We start from the raw sequence: 19,020 nt of genomic DNA on the forward strand, positions 1-19,020 counted from the left end.
AAACAAATAATATGTTTTCAAAGTTTTTCTCTATCTTTTTTTACGGGAGATGGGAACAAACTTGCGGGCCTGTTTCGAATCAAACTTTGGCGAGGGAGATTCTTAACAGGTTTTTTCATTTGTCCGATTTATTTTAATAAATTATACCTTATAATTCTCGAAAAGAAAACCCATGATTTTCCCCTCTTGCCCATTCTGAATACCCAATCATACTTTTCGACTATTTTATCTAAATCATACCAAAGCCTTGCAAATTGTGACAAAAAGATTTTATACTAAAACAACATAACGGAGACTGTTCATAATATTTAATCACTTGATTGGGAGGATTACCTTGGAACACTTGTTTAACTTAAAAACCACCGATCATACAGGTCACGATCTTTTCTGTTGCCTTGACTTGACAAAAAGGCAAGTCAACATATTGAACTTAATTGCCCGTCTGACAATAAGCGACAACCAAGAAACATGCATTATTCCTAAACTAAATGACTTTGAATTCTGCGCCGGGGTCGATGAATCAAAAGTTAAAAAAGTACTGGGAGACCTTGAAGATAAAAAAGTGATCTTCTGGAAAAGAAAAAAACATCGTAATGATTTCCACGAATTCCAGATCAATTCAAATGTGGAGGAATGGGAAATAGATCGGTATGAGAAATTTGACTGTAACCGTTTGCAGCAATTAATCGATCTTAACTCAAACTAGGGGGATTCATTGGTATGAATAGAAAAGTTAAAGTCTTGCAAAAAACAGGTAATACCCTGCACACTTTAAGATACTGCTTCCAAAATCCAATCCTAAAAAGAAAAACGATCTTACTGCTAACTGAGATTGAAAAAAAACATAATATTCCTGGCTTATCAAAAGAAAGAGAAGTAGAACGAATTTTTGCTATTCTGAAGCACAACAAACTTTTATCTGTAATTCCGCCATTGATAACAATTTTTTTTTAGACCAACAGCCCTTCCAATTGAGGTAGGGCTTTTTTAAACCCTTCCACCTTTTGAAAAAGGTTCGCCAAAACTTTTCAATTTAAATCCCAAAAGAAACCCCTATTTTTTTCTTGCCCTCAAAACACGATGTGTTTTAAGGCGTTCCATAGGGTCTTGGTGACAGAACCCGTCAACTCCTTAAATTCCCTTCGGTCAGACATTTACCGTTGACAGGTGCCATATCTCCCTCACTCCAGAAAAAAGAGGGCTGCCATGTGACAACCCCCTTATGATGATCTTTTCTTCAATTTTGTTTTATCGATCACCCATGTTTTCCCGATCTTCTTTGCCGTGATCTTGCCAGCTGCACAATGGTTTTTGATCGTTCCTTCTGGAATGCCGGTAATCCTTGATGCTTCTTCTACACCGATCGCGTATTCAAGTACATTTCATAAATCGTCTTTCCCTCGATTTAGAACATCATCCATATCGAAAACCATAACCTGATAATAACTTTCACATTCCTTTTTGGCTTCTTCGATAATTTCTTGATAATGTTCGTCAGAATCGCAAACTTCCCATTTCTTCTTTTGATTTTCCCAATCATACCAAAGAACTAATTTGTCACCCATTAAAATCATCCTCCAAAAATTTTATAGTCTTTCCACCTACCCCGAAATAACCCGGGGTAACGCTCTGAGCTTAAGGACCTCTTTAACGTCGCTCAGACGACTTTTAACCGCTTCTATGGTGATTTCTAAAACCACTTGATCGTATAAAACATAAGTGGCCCGCTCCTTCTTGCCCTTCCAATAAGGGGCGTTTTTCTTACAAGATACTTCTATCCATTTCAGAACCGATTTTTTAATCATCTTCTAACCTCCATATGATCTTTTTGCCACCTATGGCCGCCCGGAAGATCCGCGCGGCCGTTTTGTTTTCTATTCATTAAGTTTTTTAAGCCCCTCGCCAAATACCGCCTTTACACATTCGCTCCCAAAAATCCATTCTTCCTCGTATCGGTTCATAGCTGTAAAGATATGGCCCGTTTTTAATTTCTTACCACATTTAGCGCATTCCAGACCGCCAACGTACTTTTTATATCCTGCATAAAGCAATATGATATGTTCGTTATTTTCAAAATAAGAAAACTCAAGCCATAAATATTTTTCGTATCGGTTCGCCATTTGAAAACCTCCATATGATCTTTTTGCCACCTATGGCCGGGAACTCTGAGAGCGCCCGGCCTTTTAGCTATATTTAAAGGTGTTCATAACCCTCAATTCTGTTTGCTACCATCCAATTCTCTATTTCCGCTTGTCTAACCCTTTCCATGTCTTCTTGTTCTTCCAACCATCGGTTCTCGTCTTCTTCATGAACGAATCCTTTAGGTGTTGGATCATAATTTAATTTTCCAGTTCCGTTACACTTATAGCAAAATCCGTTGTCAACGTGTGAAAAGAATTCAATTCTTCCGTCCGTACATTTGTCGCATTCGAATTGTTTTTTCATCTTTGTTACCTCCCTTTGTTTTGTTTTTTGCCACCTATGGCCGCCCAGGTTATACCCGCGCGGCCTAGTGATTGCTTTAATTTCCTTGAACCCGTTTTGCATGTTTTAAGCTTACTTTGCTTTGTTTGTACCATTTTTCGATTTGTGGCTTTCTGTAGTTTCCGATAACTCTTTGGGTTAAGTGGAAAGCCCAATCATCCGAATGTTTCAAAACTCTGTTCAATATTTCTTTTTTATCTGGATTTTTGTGTTTTAGTTCTAAACCGATTTTTTTAATTTCTTTTAAGGTTGTTTCCATTTCTTTTATCATTTTTTCGATTGTCATTTTTATAACCTCCGTATGTTTAGTTCTCTTTTCGAGAACTTCTATACTCTTATTATAATAGTGCGGTGACGCATTGTCAACAGAATATGGTAAAAAACAAAAAAAGAATGTTGCCATGTGACAACATTCAAACCTCCTGTGTGATATCGAATTGATCGACTAACCATTTGCCCTTAATGTACTTGATCTGATACGTGATCTTATTGATCGTCGTCTCCTTCTCCCTCCCTGACTGGTACTGGTGCGCGAATGTGACGATTACCTGAGCACGATCCGCCGCTGTTTGATTATAAATCGATTTCTTTATCGTTATCTTGGATACTAGATCACGAGAACCCTCAGAATCCTCGTCATGCTGTTTTTTCATGTCCCTGAGACGTTTACCATTCAGACGGGGTGTAGATTGCTTCTGGAGCCATTCTAGGCGTTCTTGCTTCCTTCCTGATACGAACAGATGTTTCGTATATGCTTCACCCAACTGGATCAAAACATCTTCTTTGTTGCCTCGTTCTGCTTCTAACTTCTTTTTGACCTCTCTTAATTCTTGTTTGACAGCTGCCGTCTCCTTCTTCTGTTCGTTGTATCTCGATAAGAATGATAAGTTCGATATAATTAAAATGATCAAGATGATTGAAGATATAATTATTGTTTTTAATGACATGATTAATGTCCTCCTGATTATTGATATTTTTATAGTTATTAATATCGTTATTGTTATTTATTTTACATACGGGGTTGGATTGACCGCTTCTCCGCCGATATGTAGTTCGAAATGGAGATGCATTCCGGTACTTGATCCCGTCGTCCCACACTTGCCGATGATCTGTCCGGCTTCAACTTTTTGTCCTGGCTTGACTAACATTTTGGAAAGATGCCCGTAAACTGTGACGAGATTCTTATCATGTTGAATGTAAATCCTTTGACCATAACCCGCTCGATGATTAAAGGGGTTTTGCCAACCCGCTTTTTGAATGGTCCCGGCTTTAGCAGCTGCGATCGGAACAGGTTTTTGATTGCAACTATAATCATTTCCTCGGTGCATTTTATAAACGCCGGTAATCGGATGATATCTCATTCCGTACTCATCCGTTAAAGGAAGATTGATCGGTTTTACAAATCCGTATTCGTTTGGTTTCCCTGCGATCACGCCTCCAGATAAATATCTGAGCACATTATCAACGTAATTCGGATCGCCGTATCTGCTCCATCCCATCTTCTTCGCCATCATGTGACTGAAATCTATTGCGACTTTCTTCGAATATCCGCCATGGGCGAACGCGTAATCGATAAATCCACCGCCGAAGTTGTACGATTGAAGCGAGATTTTGACATCGCCTTTTGCTTCTTTAATGATCTTGCTGAAATAATAAACTCCCGCGCGAATACTCAACTCTGGATCGGTGATAGAATTCGGAGGCATCCCCAAACTTTCGGAGGACTGCATCGGATCGCCGCCCCTCCCTCCTGACTCCTGCATCATCTTGGCTAACAATAACTCTGTATATCCTTCGACTCCGAACTGCTTCGCGTACTTTGCGACGAGAGGTTCATATCTGCGAACTAAAGGGGAGACATTGGCTGTTCCCCCCGTTCCATCTCCTGTATATTCCCCCTGATCCTCCGGCTGTGTAAATAATAGAGATAAACCCATCGTCATTAATAACAAGAAGCCGATGATACATTCCTTCCAATGCTTTTTGATAAAGAGGCCCGCTTGAATGTATCCCATGTTAAGCCCCTTTACCTAAATCTTTTTCATAGATTTTTTTATACTTTTTCGGATCTATTAATTTCATTTCTAATGGAGAGTGATCAACTTCGATATGAACTCGGATTCGACCGACAACATAAATCCCTTCCCCCTGCTCCATCTTCCTCAAGATTCTTTCCTCTTCAGCAGACAACTTAATGACCTTGAATCGTTTTAAATCGTCGATGTCCCCATCTTCTAATCCTAAGATCATCTTGGATAGAGAACTTCCGATGATTGCCTTTCCGTAATTTCTTGCTCCTTCAATTGCAGATAAGAAATCTGCGATCGCTTGTGTAGCAACCGTACAACCGCCGAAATATTTACGGATACGCTTATAGATTTGATACAAGAATTTCATTGCTCTCGGATTGTCTGGATCAGCCATCTTGTGCGCTTCATCGACATACAATTTAATGAATCGATCATGTCCTTCTGTGATCTCATCCCAGAGATAAGAGAGAATGTTATACATAGCTGCTGGCTGTGAATCCCCTTCATCCTCCAGGTACTTCAGGTTAAACGAGACGACACGATTTTTTAGATCGACGTTTGTATGACCATTGAACATCCTGGCATTGGTCCCGGTAACGTACGTTCTGAGAATTTCAATGAAATCCGCGAGTTTCGGATGATCTTCTGCTTCCAACACTTTCAATAGATCGGACAGGATCGGATAATCTGTTGGTTTGAATTGGGTAAAATCCGTTCCGACTCTCATATCAAAACTTTCATACATCTTGAACAACGCGTTTTCGAGGATCGCCCCTTCTAATACTGTTAAATCCTTCTTAATCGTTTTGAACCAAATTTTAAGCCGCTGAATCTTCTGGCTTAATAATTCGATCACTTCTTCTTCCTCATCATCCTTTGCCTCGCTGTTTATATCCGCGCGATCCGCTCTCGGACGAATCTCCAGAGGATTAATGATATGACCGCTTGATGCTGAAATGTGAAGAACCACACCGCCGATCTTATTAACAATACTGCTGAACTCATTCTCTGGATCGATAATGAAGATTTTATCGCCTTTCATGTAATGGCGAAGCATATCCTTTTTGATGTAAAACGATTTCCCCATCCCCGTCTGTCCGACCACATATTCATTATGAGAAGGTAAACCTTTTTGATCGACCATGATAATTGAGTCTGTTTTCTTGTTTCTTCCTTTCATGATCGCATCCTTTGACTGATGGAATAATTCTGATTCATCGAACGGGAATAAAGATGAAGCCGCGTCCGCATCCATATTCCGATAAGTATATTCCGGAAGTGTGTTCTTATTGATTGGAAGAACTGCCTCGAATGCTTGCAAGATATTATCGTGTGGTATATGAGATTTTAATCCCAACTTATTAAGGGTTTTATTTACCTTTTTCGTAATCCGTTCCAATTCCTCATGACTCTCCGCCACGATATGGACGTAAGTATGAACGTGAAGGATCAACGCGTTATCCTCTTCTAACAACTTTGACAACATGGATTCCGCTGAATCCAATCTCTTTTTCACTTCGATCCTTCGTCTTGGTTTTAATGCCTGATCCAACTGCGACTCATATTCTTCCACCGAATCACTTAAATGTTTAATCATCTTATCTGCCGGATAGGGTTTGTAATGGGTTACGGTCGTTACATTTCCCTTGTATCGATATAACTTAGACGCCCACGCGCCCGCCTTTCTTGTCGGATACTCGATCACACATAACGTCCGGGCGAAATTTTCGCCTAACTGGATATGATCTTTCGGACGTTTATCAATAATGGAAGGAGCAATAAGATCATTGATCTCCATATGCTCGATCCTCTTTTTTCCCCATTCAGTGACCGTTTCATCTTTTTGGTTACGCAATTTCAATTTCATATGATTTCCCTCCTATGATCAATTGTGGTACATCTGTATCTTTAATTGGCGCGTTCTGCGCTGATTGATAATCAAAGAAAGTATGGAACAACCGGACGACCTCGATATCTGACGCGACCTCAACTTTTAAACTGACCTCTTTCAATCCGTTGATGAAATCTTCTGTTTGAGTCTCGATCAACCGAAGAGCATCCTCATATCCCTTTTCGTTTAACTCTTCAATCTGCTGACTTATCACGATATACCGATGCCGCTTGATGATCTCGCTTGATGTCTCGATGTTGTTCAAATACTTGATGTGATCTTCTAATAACAACCGCTGAAAATAGAGAACATCATCATCCTGATCTAAAATCTCTTGCTGTGCCTTGATATACGACTTTAAATTCATTGGCTGAGGGACGTTTTGAGTCATGAATTCATCTTGGATCGACCCCAAAAACGCCGCATAACTTTCTAATATCTCATCGACCTCATCATCGCTCATAAGCTGCAAGTTAACCGATGAAACTGTTAACGCCCGGATCATCCGATTATCTTTTGTTACATAAACCCCACTATCGAGAGATTTCAGAGGTATGAAATCTTGTGCGGATAGTGCTTCCTTCTGTTCTGGAGACAACTTCTCTTTTTTCTTCGAATTCTTGAATAGGTTGAACAAGCTTGATCCCTTCTTTCTTGTAATAATAGACTTGCTGGCTTTGTGTATCTTTGATCCACCACATCAAATGTTTATAAAACGGAATGTTATCCCTGACAGGCCTTGCAAGGATCATCGCTGACGGTAAAGCCAGAGATATAATCACCGCGACGCCCTTTACGGGATAGAGACCTTCAACGAAACAGAACAACGCCGCATCGATCGCAAATCCCGGTAAATACCATAAGAAACTTTTTAAAGTGAAATTCTGGAATATCTCATAATCAGAACTGACGTTTTCAGGTATTAAAAACTCTCTTTTACTCACTTGGAACCTCCTTAAAAGAAAAGCACCCTATCGCTAGAGTGCTTTTTGTTTTTGTTTTGCTTAACCAATTGCCCCAAGAATCCATTTGACAAGGCCGCCCGCCATCATGATTAATGCCGCGATTGCTAATGTGGATTTGATATGTTCTTTGTTATCAGATTTTTTGCCGCGATCTGTACTGAACTTCGCCATGAATCCGAACCACATCACCATCGCCGTCGCCGCGAGTGGGCAGAGAATCAAACCGAAATCGATGATTGTTTCGAAGATTCCTTGAACTCCCGCCTCGAAATTCGCATTCGCCGCGAACGCTGAGGTCGGAAATAACGCGACTCCTGCTGTAGCTGCCATTGCATAACCTTTTTGAACTGCACCGGATACCTTGATTTTTAGATTTTTTAACATTCAAATCTCTCCTTTTTCAATTTGTTTTATAGTAGATTAAATTACTTAACAACAATTTTAGAAACGATGCGACGACCGTAATCGTCAACGGAATAATGAGAATAACGCGTTCTTTGTTGCTGTACCGACGATCCCGTCAGCTACTAACTTCTTTTCCTTTTGGAACTTGATTACCGCTGTTTTTGTTCCTGTTCCGAAAATCCCATCAACTTTTCCGACGCTGAATTCCAACTCATTCAATCGATTTTGAAGAACAATCACATCATTTCCGCGACTACCATATTTAAGGGTGCGCTTGATCTGATCTGCCGGATTAGAAAAGATGGTATATCCTTTTTCTTTGGCGATATCAGCGAATGATTTATATGAACTTGTGATATAAACTGGAGTGTTCAATAGAACATCTGGATATAATTTGTTCTCGATTTCCTCATCCAACATTCTGATGCATCCTCCAGAGGCGTAAGTACCGATAGATGCCGGGTTATTGTTTCCGTGAATCCCGTAAACTCCACCCCATGAGGCTGCTGAACCTTTGTTTGGTATCGCAATACCTAACCATCTATTTCCTAATGGATTTCTTGGATCGCCGCCTGGTATCTTTCCTGTATAATACGGACGATTGACAATCTTTTGGGCAATCTTGAAATTCCCTTCTGGTGTTAAATCCTTTGTTTTTCCTGTTGCGACCGAGAATTGATATTTCAATTTCCCGTCCTGAATGAACACTTCTTCGTTTACTGCTTTATTAATGATGATAAGATCGTCCGATGATTTGTTGTTTGCGGCACTCGCACTTGTGCCGATTCCTCCGATTAATGCTCCCGCGATTGCTGTAGTTACGATTAACTTTTTCATTTTTCTCATTTCTCCCCAGTGATTTAAATTTTCTAATATAAGTATAGTAGATTAAAAGAAATAAGGTTATTTGTAATAAACCTTTCCACTACCTTTGATCTTTGCTTTAACAGGTTCAACTCTTATCGAATATTTACCTTTGGATTTCTTTCCATAATCATAGGTACGAGAAAGCTTTTTCCCTGTTAAAGTGATAGTGTTCTTTCTTACTACTACATAAGAACCTTTTCTTTTTTCTTTCAGAAGATATACATACATTTTCTTGTGTTTCGTTCCTGTTACACTGACCTTATTTTTAACTGCACGCTTAGAACTTTTTACAGAAAACCTAGCATATTCCACATCGTTTTTATGTTTTATATTGATGCTATAAGACTTGATCGTGCTACTAGAAGCAGAAGCAGAATCAACTCCGACAAAACACATTGCACTTAAAGCTGTAGCAGATATTAACGCTTTAACATTTTTATTCAACTGAATCATCCTCCAATTTTTAGATAGTAGATTAAAATCAATTGTATTTTTTAGACTTTAAACGATTTAAAACTTCTCTGACCTGATTCGGGGTTAACCCCTGATCTCTAGCCTCTTTCATTAATGCGATCCACTCATCATCCATCGCTTCCCCCCTTTTGCAATCATCTTTTCGTCTGTTGTAATGCATCACCCCCTTTCATGTAAACTTTTAATCCGGCATCACCCCCTCTAAAGAATTAACCATAATGATAATAAGAACAACGCTCCTAAACTAAATAAACGAAAAATGAAATTCCTGTTTTTCTTTCCTGTTTGGATGATACGATCTATCAACTGGACATCATCTGGTGATAATAAAGAATAACTATCGAGTTCACGGATGTACCATCGTGCTTTTGAAATATCAGCCTCATCTAACCAAACAAAACTTTTATTTAATTCTTTAATGATTTTTTTTGCCGTCTTATCTTTAAACCGATAACCTATAGACAAATTCACTTCCCCACCTTCTTTCCTTCCAGATCATCCAGATACGTATCAATCGCAAGTGCCGCGATGTCTTTCATATCCATTCCAACTGTAGCAGCTGCAACCTTTAATCTGTTTTTGATCTTGACCGGGATATCACAACTTAATTTCGTTTCCGGCTCTCGATCCTCTCCTTTCCTCCCTGCCACTGCATCACCGCCTTTCATAGATTTGTAGTATTTCAGATTAAACATGAGATTTATTCTTTTTCATTTCTCCATAGATGGTGCAGACAAGAAGAATAGGGAGACCGATAAACCCTATAACAACGGAGAGAAAATCCTCGATCAACAATGATCTCAACCCCTTTATTCATATATTGTCTTGCAACCTCCCCCTGATCCGGGGGAACGCTCTCCGCTTCATGCACTCTTTATACTGGCGAAGTCCAGTTATTGACGATACCTCTGCAATTGAATTTCAACCGCGATTAACATGATTGATCCGATAACTAAACAACCAATGATTAAAGTTAATTCATTTAATGAGGACGCCCATTTACAAATTTCTCTGAAATACTTGATTATGAGAATAAGGGCCGTTCCATATCCTATCGCTTGTATTGCTCCTAAAATATTTCGCCCGAATATACAAGCCACAATCACTAAAGCACACAATGTCGATACAACATAGATTGCGATCATTTCCATTTTTAATTCCTCCTATTTACGACTGTCTTTCCGATTTGTTGTATAGAAGATTAAACTGACATCTTATCGATCCAGACAAGGAATGTAATGATACCCAACATTAGAAAGAAAACAGCTTGTAATAAACTTGAATCTCTTCGCAATGAAACAACTACAATTACAATGATTGACAAGACAATTACAATACATCCACCCATAAAAACTATATAATCCCATAAATGCTCGATGATTGGTTACCCCCTTTTTTCCTTGTTGGGAACCTCGTACCCTCTTACCCTCGTTCCCTTCTGTAATCTAGTATACAATAGAATGGGAATAAGCGCAATACTTTTTGTTCTCTTTTCGAGAAATAATTCTGGTTTTTTGATCTTCTATACTATATAATGATGATAAGCAACACCACCACAAATTAAAGGAGATGATTGGATGTACAAGGTTTATCTGCAAAAAGAAGAGAAACATCTTACTCGCGATGGGCGAACCGGGGATGTTAAATCGCAAAGGGATTCGGATTACACGTTCCCGACGAAACAAGAGGCTGAAAGATCATTACGCCGCCATCTGGATCGTAAATCGGAACGTGATCGGGATCGTGAACGACCATTGATCTACAGCGATACAATGGTTCCTGAATTAAAGAATGGTTTGGAACGCTATTATAAAGGAAAGATCGAGATGTCGCAGGATACACCGTCAGGATTCGCCGCTGTCATTAAAGATAATAAGACCGGGCGTTACGGTGTCGCTTTTGTAAACATGGATACACAAGATGTTTTCTCTAAAGGAGGATTCCAGAGGAAAAGAACCGCCGTTGATCTCACTGACGAAATTAAAGATCGCGATATCAAATTTAACGATCCTAATCGATTAAGATTCGATAAACCGGATTTTAATATGAAACAACTGGAGACCAGGGAGAAGGTCGTTCATATAGAAGGATTGAATCGAGGCTTTGATCGATAAACAAAGAACTTCCTATTTAAACAAATCAAAAGGAGATGAATAGAACGTGACACAAATTATTAAACTTGAAGGTGGAAATACACGAAAAAGCATTGCAACTTGGAACAATCATAAGGAGGACTTCACTGATCCGACTTACATTCTGATTACTCGCAATGATACGGATATGATCGAACGAGGATATTTTCAACAATCAAACCATGAATACTCAGATGGTACATCTTCTGTGATCGCCCCTTCATTGGTTATAAGAAATCATTGGGGTGATGAACTCTGGATCGATGGATGTAATTGTGGTTATGGGGGCGAGGGACCTCATGGCAGCGAGAAGATTTTGAAAGACATTGGACTTCCGAGGGAGATCATTCATCAAGTATTCTACCGTCATGTTTATGAACTGGAACGGAAACAAGAAGAAGATGGAACCTATGAATTTATTGGTGATGGATCAAGTAAATATACCGATAACCCAACTTTAAATAAAGGACACATCCTTATTAAAGATGGAAACCTAATCATTCAACATAAAGAGAAATATTCGGACTTAGAAGATACGATCGAATTTACTAAACATTATGAATCTCATTTCCTCGGATCAGTGAAACAATGTTTGATCTTCGCTTCCTATGATGATGTAAAAGAACATGGATATACCGGATTCTCTACTACAATGATCGGGCGACGATCTCTTTATAAATTCATTTTGTTTGGAGAAGATAACCGGCAAATCTGGCTCAATCCTATGTTCGATGGTAAAACTCAACTTATCGACGAACCGAGCGTTCGCATAATTATGAGTGCTCTCGGATATGATCTTGGTGCTACCGTTCATCCTAAGATCGAATGGATCAAAAAGAACATTCTTTCTATTAAACCGGTAAACACGACATTAACTTTTCATGATGAAACTGGAGGGATTTAATAATGGCCAAAACTAAATTTGATAATATTCAAGAATCACTTAACAATCATGATAAGCAGCTTCAAGAGATCATAAAAGAAATCAAAGGTACACCTGATGGAAAATCCTTTATCACTAAAGATGAAATGTCGTCAATGTTGGCTGACCATTTTAAAGAAGTAAAAGACTTGATGGATACTTATATGAAACAACGTGAACAGAATAAAACTTCACCTATCGAATTAGCAAGGGATTTAAATAATAAACTCCATGACACTCTCGATAAATTCATCGATAAGATTCAGGATAAAATTCAGGAAATTAAAGACGCGTTCACGGATCGTAAAGATCACATCAAAGATTCTATATCGGATGTAAAGAACCTCGCTCAAATGAAGGTGCGTGAATCTGTACTGGAGATCACGGATAAGATGAGAGACTTTACCCAAAAGATTGATAACAAATTAGAACAGAAAGATTCTACTCTTCCAAAAGATATAAAAGATGGATTTGAAAAGGCGTATAACGCTAAAATCCTGGGAGGGTTCGATGTGAAATACGGTCAAGATACTGTCCATATCGTAATCGCAAAAGATAAAACCAAAAACGAATTCGCTGTAGCCGGTATCGATCCGAAGAATGACTCCATTGAATATAAAGGTGGATTTGCTGATCCGAGGAAGGCCCTGTCGTTTGCGAATCAGGCAAAACTTACTAAAGATGAAATTCAAAAAGATGTAGGAATGGAACTAACAATTTAAATGGAGAAAAGGAGTAATATTATCCTTGATTCCGAATAGGAGGAAACACTATGAAACACTATCGATTAGGCTATGACTATATGTTCCTGGCACACGACCCCTTTACTCATAACGATGAAACGATCGGAGGATTAACGATCTTTGTCCTGTTTAAAGTCTTTGATGCTGACGGAAATGAGAAACTTTTCGCCGCTGACGAATTGGCAGATCAAAAACTTTACTTAGAGAACGGATCATCGTACTGGCTCACGAGTTTGATCCATTGCTCGATCTCGAAAGAAAAAGGAATGCACTTCACCCCAGACCTAGAAAGATTGAAAGACTCGGGTTATACAATCCAATTCGAAATCGACTCTTATTTCAAAAATGAAGAATTGGGGCCGGCCTTCTTAGACTCAAAAGAAATCCCGAGAGACGAATTTATGCAGCTGCTGAACACTTATATCGACCGATTCGATAATTCAGACAACCGTCCCGCTCAATCTACCGCCTATTTCACGAAAGAGATACATTTATCCCCCGTTACAATTTAATTGCTTACAAATAGAAAGAGGGGCGTCCATCGCCCCCCTTTTTTTCATGTAAAACGCCCTTCCTCGCTTAAAAACTGTTTATAAAGACATAGACTGATAAAGAAATGCTCTCGAATGTTCATTTCCTGTGATCTTCGCTTTACGATCTCCTTGATATACGACGGTACGGAGGTAAACATATCCCCCGTCTCATCCCCTTCATAACGCGGAAAACCCTCATACGGGCCTTGTAGGATCGCATATGAGACCAATCCGCTCATAGCAATATAATTCTCTTCGCTGTAATCAATCATCTTTTTTTTTAATTGTTCGTTAACCTGAATAAATAACTTATCTGGATTGGCATCTGAGCGCGTCTCGATGTCCATATTTTCGAAATGATTGGAGACGATCAACCCGAATAAAACGTTCTTTTTCATGTCGTAATCGTCCGCCAGCTTGTTCACCATTTCGGATATCTTTTTATTAATGGTCAAAGGAAAATGTCTGTTTTCGAGATCGATCTTCGACTCCAAGGATAAGACTTCGGTTCTGGAAGGAGGATTATCCATAATCTTTGTTAATTCAAAAAGAATGACTCCGGCTGCTGACAGGTTTAAATTTTTCTTCGCCGCATCGATATTCTGTCTTGCTCGTGCGGACAGTTTGATCGATAACTTCGTGGTGTTGCCTCGATTAATTCTTCCCATTTCCTCATCACCTTCCTTTCATCTCTTATGCTAAGTGTAGATTATTGAGACCATACCTTCAAACTAAAATCACGCCTACCCCCCTTCTCAGGGGGCAGGAAGATCAAAAGCAACTCACTTCGCTTCGCGAAAGATTCGCCAAAACATCGCCTGGTCTCTCCCCACGATCGGGGGAAAGACACGGCGGAGAGCAGGGGCGCTTGCGCCCCCTGACCTCCCCCCTCTCTATCCCATGCGAACGCATGGGGAGAGGGGTGGCAGAGTGAAACGAGATATCCATCTCGTCTGAAACCATGCTACGCATGGTGTTTTTCGGCTATCCCCGATACTTGCACAGATATCCATGATCTGCTATACTATAAACAAGAAGGGATTTGGCGGATATCCCCCTTCATTTTAGCAAAAATACGGGGTTTTACCAACAAACCCCCCGAGAGGAGCAATTTAATGGGCAAAAGAATAGGTAAATACTTTAAAGTCGATCAAAGTTTGGTGAACGAATTCGTTAAGATTTGCGAAAAACGAGATATCGATCAAGCTGATGGTCTGGAAGAACTTCTGAAACAATTCATCGCAAAAGATGGGCAAATAACCGTCGATGATATTTATGCACCCCGGATCGGTGACGCTGTAAAACTTGCTGTTGATGCTCAGGTTAACCGAATGGCTGCTATGTTAAACTCCATCGATATCGATGTAAAGTCCATCCTGTATGGATTACCCGCGTTCCACAAATTGAGTTTACAGGGTACAGAAAGAACCCTTGTTTCACATCTGGACGAACGCCTGGTGAAACCTTCCCCGATTAAAGAATCACAACAATTCGATTATACGAAGGATGGTTTTAAGATGATCGAAGATATGCGATCCTATGCGCGAACGGATATCTCCAATCGCAGAAAGAAGAAAAAGGAGGCTACTCATTAATGAACGATATAACGTTTTTTTTAATCCTCGCTGTGATCGGTGGCATTTATTTTTATGTGAAATTCCTGATTAAAAAGATGTTCAAAAAATGGTGGAACAAGGCCGTTCGTTAATCGTCCTGTATTCTCGTTTCGCGAATATAATCCACTATACCTAAATATGATTAAACAGAGGGTTAGAGGGAAAGAGGGTGTGATTCCATAAAAAAACGATTAATGAGATTGATCTTTTGCAGACGGAAAGGACATAAGATTTCGATTTATGATCCTGATCGAATCTGTACTCGATGCAAAACAGAAATTAATAGAAGGTGATCAGATGTCAGGAATCCTTCACTCGTTTTTGAAAGATTGGCAAGATACCGCTAAACATGTTCGATACATCGCTTTCCGATCTCGTGAAACTTACGCTCTGGATGAAAAGGGGGTTTTCTCTGAAAAAGAAGATCGCGCCGATGTTGAAACGTTCTTAGATTCTGTGAATAACAGCAGACCTTTACGATCTCCATATAAACCCTATATACATCGCTTACTCTTTTCCATGTCTCAAGATGAATGGGATCGCTCTGGATTCGAGGTAGCAGGAGATTATCAAACCGCCGTTCGTAACACGATGAAACGGTTTGAACTAAAGAAAGGATATCGATTAGAATGGGTTGCAGCTCAACACCAAAAAAAAGGTAATCCTCATGTTCACGTTGCTTTAAAGGCTTCTTATACAGATCGCGACGGGGTTGAAAAATTCTTTCCGATCAAATGGGAGGAAGTAAAAGAACTAAAACAGACGTTCAAAGAAGAACTGGATCAAATAAGGGGTTTTGAATTGAATTATGATTACGAGAAAAAATTCGATCGATATCGAACCCACGAACACCCGATCTTCTCAAAACCGATTGATACAACGTTCATCGATTCTTTGTTCTATGAGATGAATCGAAGATTGGAAGAAGAGAAAAGGGCGCGTGAACGTGCTCAGGGACAACGATCCCGATAAAAAAGAAAGGATGATACTATGTTCAATCGTGATTCAAAAGCAATTAAAAAGGCATTACTTACAAACATTCCTCTGGGTGCCGGGGCTGATTACTTTCTCGCTTATCTAATGAATACCGCGCCTCACTTAAAAGAATATTTAAACACACGGAACAATCATGATCCCGCTGAACTTTATCAATACTTGATCCACCCGATTGAGAATATCCAACTCGCTTTATCTAATCAAACGTATAACGATGCTCAAATCTGGGTACTGGCTGCTACTGCCGCAATGATCGTAAAAGACCTGTACGAAGGACGTAAAGGGAAATATGAAGATCGATCGAGATATGGCGCACATGGAACGTCCAGGTGGGCTAAGAAACGAGAAGTATATAAGAAGATTATGAAAGAACCGAACTTAGTCTCTGATATCAATCAAGTAGGTAAATTTATCGGATACTATGGAAACTTCTTTTCTAAACGTCCTGTGATCCAAAGTATGGAAAGTCAATTAAACCGAAATAATCTTATCGTCGGTGGTTCGGGTGCCGGTAAAACCGCGAGTCATATCATTCCGAATATCCTTCATAATCGAGAATCATCGATTGTCGTGACTGACCCGAAAGGCGAATTGTATGAAAAGACATCGGAGGCGAAACGAAAACAAGGATATGATGTGAAACTCGTAAACTTTAAAGACACTAAAATCTCGGATCGCTATAATCCGTTTGATTACATTAAAGAAGAAACGGACGCGAAAAAGGTTGCTCAAACAATCATTATGAACTCTGGAGGGAACTCAAAAGAACTGAAAGGTGACTTTTGGGATAAGGCGGAAATTTCCCTTTTATCTGCGTTCATTCTTTACATCAAATACACTCGACCGAAAGAAGAACATCATTTCGGGTCTGTCTTTAATCTCGCGACCGAATCTTATAAAAATGTTCATCGAATCTTCCGGCAGCTGCCAAAGAATCATATCGGGTATCGTTCTTATGCTCAGGCCATTGAAAAACTCGATGATAAAGTCAGGGCAAACGTATTTATCTCCCTGCTCGTTTCCCTTGATCTCTGGAAATACCATTCGGTCTGTGAATTCACTCAAAAATCAGATTTTCTGCTCGGAGATATCGGATTAAAGAAAACGATCGTTTATGTGATCCTTCCGATTGCAGAAGAAGAATTAAGACCACTAATCTCGACCTTCTTCACTCAATTATTCTCAGAACTCTATTCACTCGCTGACAAGCATTTTAACAAACTGCCTGTTCCTGTCATTTTGGAACTAGACGAATTCGCAAACATCGGTAAACTTCCGAACTTTGAAGAAAGACTATCGACGACCCGATCTTATGGAATAGCTGTTGATATCGTGATCCAATCTCTCGCACAATTACGAGATCGATATGGAAAAGAAAAAGCAAATGAAATCATCGATAACTGTGATTTCGTTACCTTGCTCGGTACGAAAGAATTAGAATCCGCGAAATACTTCTCGGAATTAACCGGGAAAACGACGGTCGGAACACACTCTGAATCTGAAACCTTTAATCGACAAGGAAACTCCGCCGGAGAATCCCAATCTGTTCAGGGAAGGCCGCTGATGTTGCCTGATGAGATTTTACGAATGGATAAGAATAAAGCATTGCTATTCATGAACAACTCATATCCGATCGAATTAAAAAAAGCCTGGTATTTTAAACTGGATCACTTCAAGAACATGATGGGTGAACAAGTATCGAGATTTAAATATCCGAATGCTGATCGATCCCAATATCATGTATTTGATCCAGAGGCTTATCTTGTCGATCTCTTCACTCGTGAACCTTCTCTCCCTGACGAAGAACCTGAACGCGTGACAGAAGATACGATCCTGAAAGATTATGAAGAAAAAACAACACTTGCCGAAATCATGAAAGCCGTCGAAGAAGATAAAAAAGAAGAAGAACCGAAAGAAGAAGAACCGAAAGAAGAAGAATCTAAAGAAGAAGTAAATGACGAGAAAACGGATACTCCAGAAGAAGAAGAGAACATTCTCCCGCCGCTTGTTTTTTAAATAAATGATCTAATATGCTTTAAAATGATCAAAATATGGATATAATGGAGGTATAAAGATGTTTAATATTACCGATAACCTGAAAGAACTGTTAATCGATTTATACTCTGATTTTGCGAAAATGTCGTTCAAATGGTTGAACAAATTTATGCTTAAAGCAACCGACTTAACTCAATATGATTTTGTCAAAGAAATGAATATGACCATGTTAATCTTATCTACTTCAATGGGTGTCATGTTTATGATGTTCGCTCTCTTTAAAATTCAATTCCAAAGATGGGGCGCGATGCAAAGCCGATCCACTCAAGAAGTATTCGTGAAAACGATATTCGCTACTCTGTTCGCAACAAGTGCACCGTGGCTATTCACTGAAGTTCTTTTAAAGACTGCGAATTCCATTACGATGATGGCTGTTAACAAAGGGATCACGACCAAAACCATGAAAGACCTGACAGAATCACCGGGAGATGCCTCTCTCGCAATCGTTCTGACGATAACCGTTATCGCCTTTATGTTTGTCGTCTTGCTGTTCCAATATGTGAGACGGATCGGAGAAATCCTGATCCTGACCGCTTTCTCATCTATTGCCGCTTATACCCTTATCAATGATGAGATGAACGTTTTTCCGATGTGGTGGAGAGAATGTACGATCATCGCTATTCAACAACCGTTTCAAGTGTGGTCCTTATGGCTGGCATTCAACTACATCGGAACTGGAAAAGAACTTGAAGATTATTGTATCGCGATCGGAATTTTAAGTCTTGTGCTTTCAGGCCCCGGATGGTTAAGAAATTTCCTTTACTCTACAGGTGCAGGGAGAACACTTGCGAATGCCGCAGGCGGCGCAGGAAAGATGGTGCTCGCGAAATACGTATCTAAAAAATTCTTCTAGGAGGAAAGATATGAAAGATAGAAAATCAAGAATAATAATCATAACATTATCAAT

At 39.5% G+C, this 19,020-nt stretch carries 29 protein-coding genes; 10 read left to right on the forward strand and 19 right to left on the reverse strand.

The window, feature by feature from the left end; genetic code table 11:
- Window positions 1-334 precede the first annotated feature (334 nt).
- Both ABHN01_RS00810 and ABHN01_RS00815 read left to right on the forward strand, forming a co-directional pair.
- Window positions 335-706: a replication protein gene (locus ABHN01_RS00810; RefSeq protein ID WP_429873976.1), complete on the forward strand. Its 372-nt coding sequence runs from the start codon at window positions 335-337 to the stop codon at window positions 704-706.
- Window positions 707-720: 14 nt separating this feature from the next.
- Window positions 721-954, forward strand: coding sequence for a hypothetical protein (locus ABHN01_RS00815; RefSeq protein WP_429873977.1), 234 nt, complete (start codon window positions 721-723; stop codon window positions 952-954).
- 266 nt (window positions 955-1,220) lie between these two features.
- Here the strand turns inward: ABHN01_RS00815 and ABHN01_RS00820 are convergent, their stop codons facing one another.
- The 18 genes from ABHN01_RS00820 to ABHN01_RS00905 form a co-directional block, all read right to left on the reverse strand.
- The gene (locus tag ABHN01_RS00820) at window positions 1,221-1,364 is read right to left on the reverse strand and encodes a helix-turn-helix domain-containing protein (protein WP_429874006.1); all 144 of its coding nucleotides are present in this window, start codon (window positions 1,362-1,364) and stop codon (window positions 1,221-1,223) included.
- 18 nt (window positions 1,365-1,382) lie between these two features.
- On the reverse strand, window positions 1,383-1,565 hold the full coding sequence (locus ABHN01_RS00825; RefSeq protein ID WP_429873978.1) for a hypothetical protein: 183 nt from the start codon (window positions 1,563-1,565) through the stop codon (window positions 1,383-1,385).
- A gap of 36 nt (window positions 1,566-1,601) precedes the next feature.
- Window positions 1,602-1,805, reverse strand: a complete 204-nt coding sequence (locus ABHN01_RS00830; protein ID WP_429873979.1) for a hypothetical protein — start codon at window positions 1,803-1,805, stop codon at window positions 1,602-1,604.
- A gap of 69 nt (window positions 1,806-1,874) precedes the next feature.
- A complete protein-coding gene (locus ABHN01_RS00835) occupies window positions 1,875-2,120 on the reverse strand; it encodes a hypothetical protein (RefSeq protein WP_429873980.1) in 246 nt (81 codons plus the stop codon).
- Between the two features lie 73 nt (window positions 2,121-2,193).
- Window positions 2,194-2,445: a hypothetical protein gene (locus ABHN01_RS00840; RefSeq protein ID WP_429873981.1), complete on the reverse strand. Its 252-nt coding sequence runs from the start codon at window positions 2,443-2,445 to the stop codon at window positions 2,194-2,196.
- A 76-nt stretch (window positions 2,446-2,521) separates the two neighbouring features.
- Window positions 2,522-2,770 (reverse strand): hypothetical protein, encoded by a 249-nt coding sequence (locus ABHN01_RS00845; RefSeq protein ID WP_429873982.1) that lies wholly within the window; start codon window positions 2,768-2,770, stop codon window positions 2,522-2,524.
- Window positions 2,771-2,897: 127 nt separating this feature from the next.
- Window positions 2,898-3,431, reverse strand: coding sequence for a hypothetical protein (locus tag ABHN01_RS00850; RefSeq protein WP_429873983.1), 534 nt, complete (start codon window positions 3,429-3,431; stop codon window positions 2,898-2,900).
- Window positions 3,432-3,488: 57 nt separating this feature from the next.
- Window positions 3,489-4,499 (reverse strand): lysozyme family protein, encoded by a 1,011-nt coding sequence (locus ABHN01_RS00855; protein ID WP_429873984.1) that lies wholly within the window; start codon window positions 4,497-4,499, stop codon window positions 3,489-3,491.
- A 1-nt stretch (window position 4,500) separates the two neighbouring features.
- Complete coding sequence (locus ABHN01_RS00860; protein WP_429873985.1) at window positions 4,501-6,381, reverse strand: VirB4 family type IV secretion system protein; 1,881 nt, start codon at window positions 6,379-6,381, stop codon at window positions 4,501-4,503.
- Entirely contained in the window at window positions 6,362-6,910 is a 549-nt protein-coding gene (locus tag ABHN01_RS00865; RefSeq protein WP_429873986.1) for a hypothetical protein, read from the reverse strand. The genes ABHN01_RS00860 and ABHN01_RS00865 overlap by 20 nt, the downstream gene beginning before the upstream one ends.
- Before the next feature lie 28 nt (window positions 6,911-6,938).
- A complete protein-coding gene (locus tag ABHN01_RS00870; RefSeq protein WP_429873987.1) occupies window positions 6,939-7,349 on the reverse strand; it encodes a hypothetical protein in 411 nt (136 codons plus the stop codon).
- Between the two features lie 60 nt (window positions 7,350-7,409).
- Window positions 7,410-7,754, reverse strand: a complete 345-nt coding sequence (locus ABHN01_RS00875; protein WP_429873988.1) for a hypothetical protein — start codon at window positions 7,752-7,754, stop codon at window positions 7,410-7,412.
- A gap of 84 nt (window positions 7,755-7,838) precedes the next feature.
- Window positions 7,839-8,612, reverse strand: coding sequence for a L,D-transpeptidase family protein (locus tag ABHN01_RS00880; protein ID WP_429873989.1), 774 nt, complete (start codon window positions 8,610-8,612; stop codon window positions 7,839-7,841).
- Window positions 8,613-8,678: 66 nt separating this feature from the next.
- Entirely contained in the window at window positions 8,679-9,086 is a 408-nt protein-coding gene (locus tag ABHN01_RS00885; RefSeq protein ID WP_429873990.1) for a hypothetical protein, read from the reverse strand.
- A gap of 37 nt (window positions 9,087-9,123) precedes the next feature.
- Entirely contained in the window at window positions 9,124-9,231 is a 108-nt protein-coding gene (locus tag ABHN01_RS00890) for an anti-repressor SinI family protein (RefSeq protein ID WP_429873991.1), read from the reverse strand.
- A gap of 86 nt (window positions 9,232-9,317) precedes the next feature.
- Complete coding sequence (locus ABHN01_RS00895) at window positions 9,318-9,581, reverse strand: hypothetical protein (protein WP_429873992.1); 264 nt, start codon at window positions 9,579-9,581, stop codon at window positions 9,318-9,320.
- A 2-nt stretch (window positions 9,582-9,583) separates the two neighbouring features.
- Window positions 9,584-9,766 (reverse strand): hypothetical protein, encoded by a 183-nt coding sequence (locus ABHN01_RS00900; RefSeq protein ID WP_429873993.1) that lies wholly within the window; start codon window positions 9,764-9,766, stop codon window positions 9,584-9,586.
- A 243-nt stretch (window positions 9,767-10,009) separates the two neighbouring features.
- Window positions 10,010-10,267: a hypothetical protein gene (locus ABHN01_RS00905; protein ID WP_429873994.1), complete on the reverse strand. Its 258-nt coding sequence runs from the start codon at window positions 10,265-10,267 to the stop codon at window positions 10,010-10,012.
- 426 nt (window positions 10,268-10,693) lie between these two features.
- Between ABHN01_RS00905 and ABHN01_RS00910 the strand changes: the two genes are divergently transcribed.
- Genes ABHN01_RS00910 through ABHN01_RS00925 form a run of 4 tightly spaced genes read left to right on the forward strand, consistent with a single transcriptional unit; the run spans window position 10,694 to window position 13,425 of the window.
- Entirely contained in the window at window positions 10,694-11,230 is a 537-nt protein-coding gene (locus ABHN01_RS00910; RefSeq protein ID WP_429873995.1) for a hypothetical protein, read from the forward strand.
- A gap of 46 nt (window positions 11,231-11,276) precedes the next feature.
- On the forward strand, window positions 11,277-12,152 hold the full coding sequence (locus ABHN01_RS00915; RefSeq protein ID WP_429873996.1) for a hypothetical protein: 876 nt from the start codon (window positions 11,277-11,279) through the stop codon (window positions 12,150-12,152).
- Window positions 12,153-12,154: 2 nt separating this feature from the next.
- Window positions 12,155-12,892: a hypothetical protein gene (locus ABHN01_RS00920; RefSeq protein ID WP_429873997.1), complete on the forward strand. Its 738-nt coding sequence runs from the start codon at window positions 12,155-12,157 to the stop codon at window positions 12,890-12,892.
- A gap of 50 nt (window positions 12,893-12,942) precedes the next feature.
- On the forward strand, window positions 12,943-13,425 hold the full coding sequence (locus ABHN01_RS00925; protein WP_429873998.1) for a hypothetical protein: 483 nt from the start codon (window positions 12,943-12,945) through the stop codon (window positions 13,423-13,425).
- A gap of 44 nt (window positions 13,426-13,469) precedes the next feature.
- Here the strand turns inward: ABHN01_RS00925 and ABHN01_RS00930 are convergent, their stop codons facing one another.
- Complete coding sequence (locus ABHN01_RS00930; RefSeq protein ID WP_429873999.1) at window positions 13,470-14,114, reverse strand: hypothetical protein; 645 nt, start codon at window positions 14,112-14,114, stop codon at window positions 13,470-13,472.
- Window positions 14,115-14,561: 447 nt separating this feature from the next.
- On the opposite strand from ABHN01_RS00930, the gene ABHN01_RS00935 reads away from it, so the two are divergent.
- From ABHN01_RS00935 to ABHN01_RS00950, 4 genes are all read left to right on the forward strand, one after another.
- Entirely contained in the window at window positions 14,562-15,041 is a 480-nt protein-coding gene (locus ABHN01_RS00935) for a hypothetical protein (protein ID WP_429874000.1), read from the forward strand.
- A gap of 261 nt (window positions 15,042-15,302) precedes the next feature.
- The gene (locus ABHN01_RS00940) at window positions 15,303-16,034 is read left to right on the forward strand and encodes a hypothetical protein (protein ID WP_429874001.1); all 732 of its coding nucleotides are present in this window, start codon (window positions 15,303-15,305) and stop codon (window positions 16,032-16,034) included.
- Between the two features lie 18 nt (window positions 16,035-16,052).
- Window positions 16,053-18,074 (forward strand): VirD4-like conjugal transfer protein, CD1115 family, encoded by a 2,022-nt coding sequence (locus tag ABHN01_RS00945; protein WP_429874002.1) that lies wholly within the window; start codon window positions 16,053-16,055, stop codon window positions 18,072-18,074.
- Between the two features lie 58 nt (window positions 18,075-18,132).
- Entirely contained in the window at window positions 18,133-18,966 is an 834-nt protein-coding gene (locus tag ABHN01_RS00950) for a conjugal transfer protein TrbL family protein (RefSeq protein ID WP_429874003.1), read from the forward strand.
- Window positions 18,967-19,020: the final 54 nt, after the last annotated feature.

The organism is Fictibacillus sp. NRS-1165 (assembly GCF_050468105.1).
Lineage (GTDB): Bacteria > Bacillota > Bacilli > Bacillales > Fictibacillaceae > Fictibacillus_C > Fictibacillus_C terrinigri.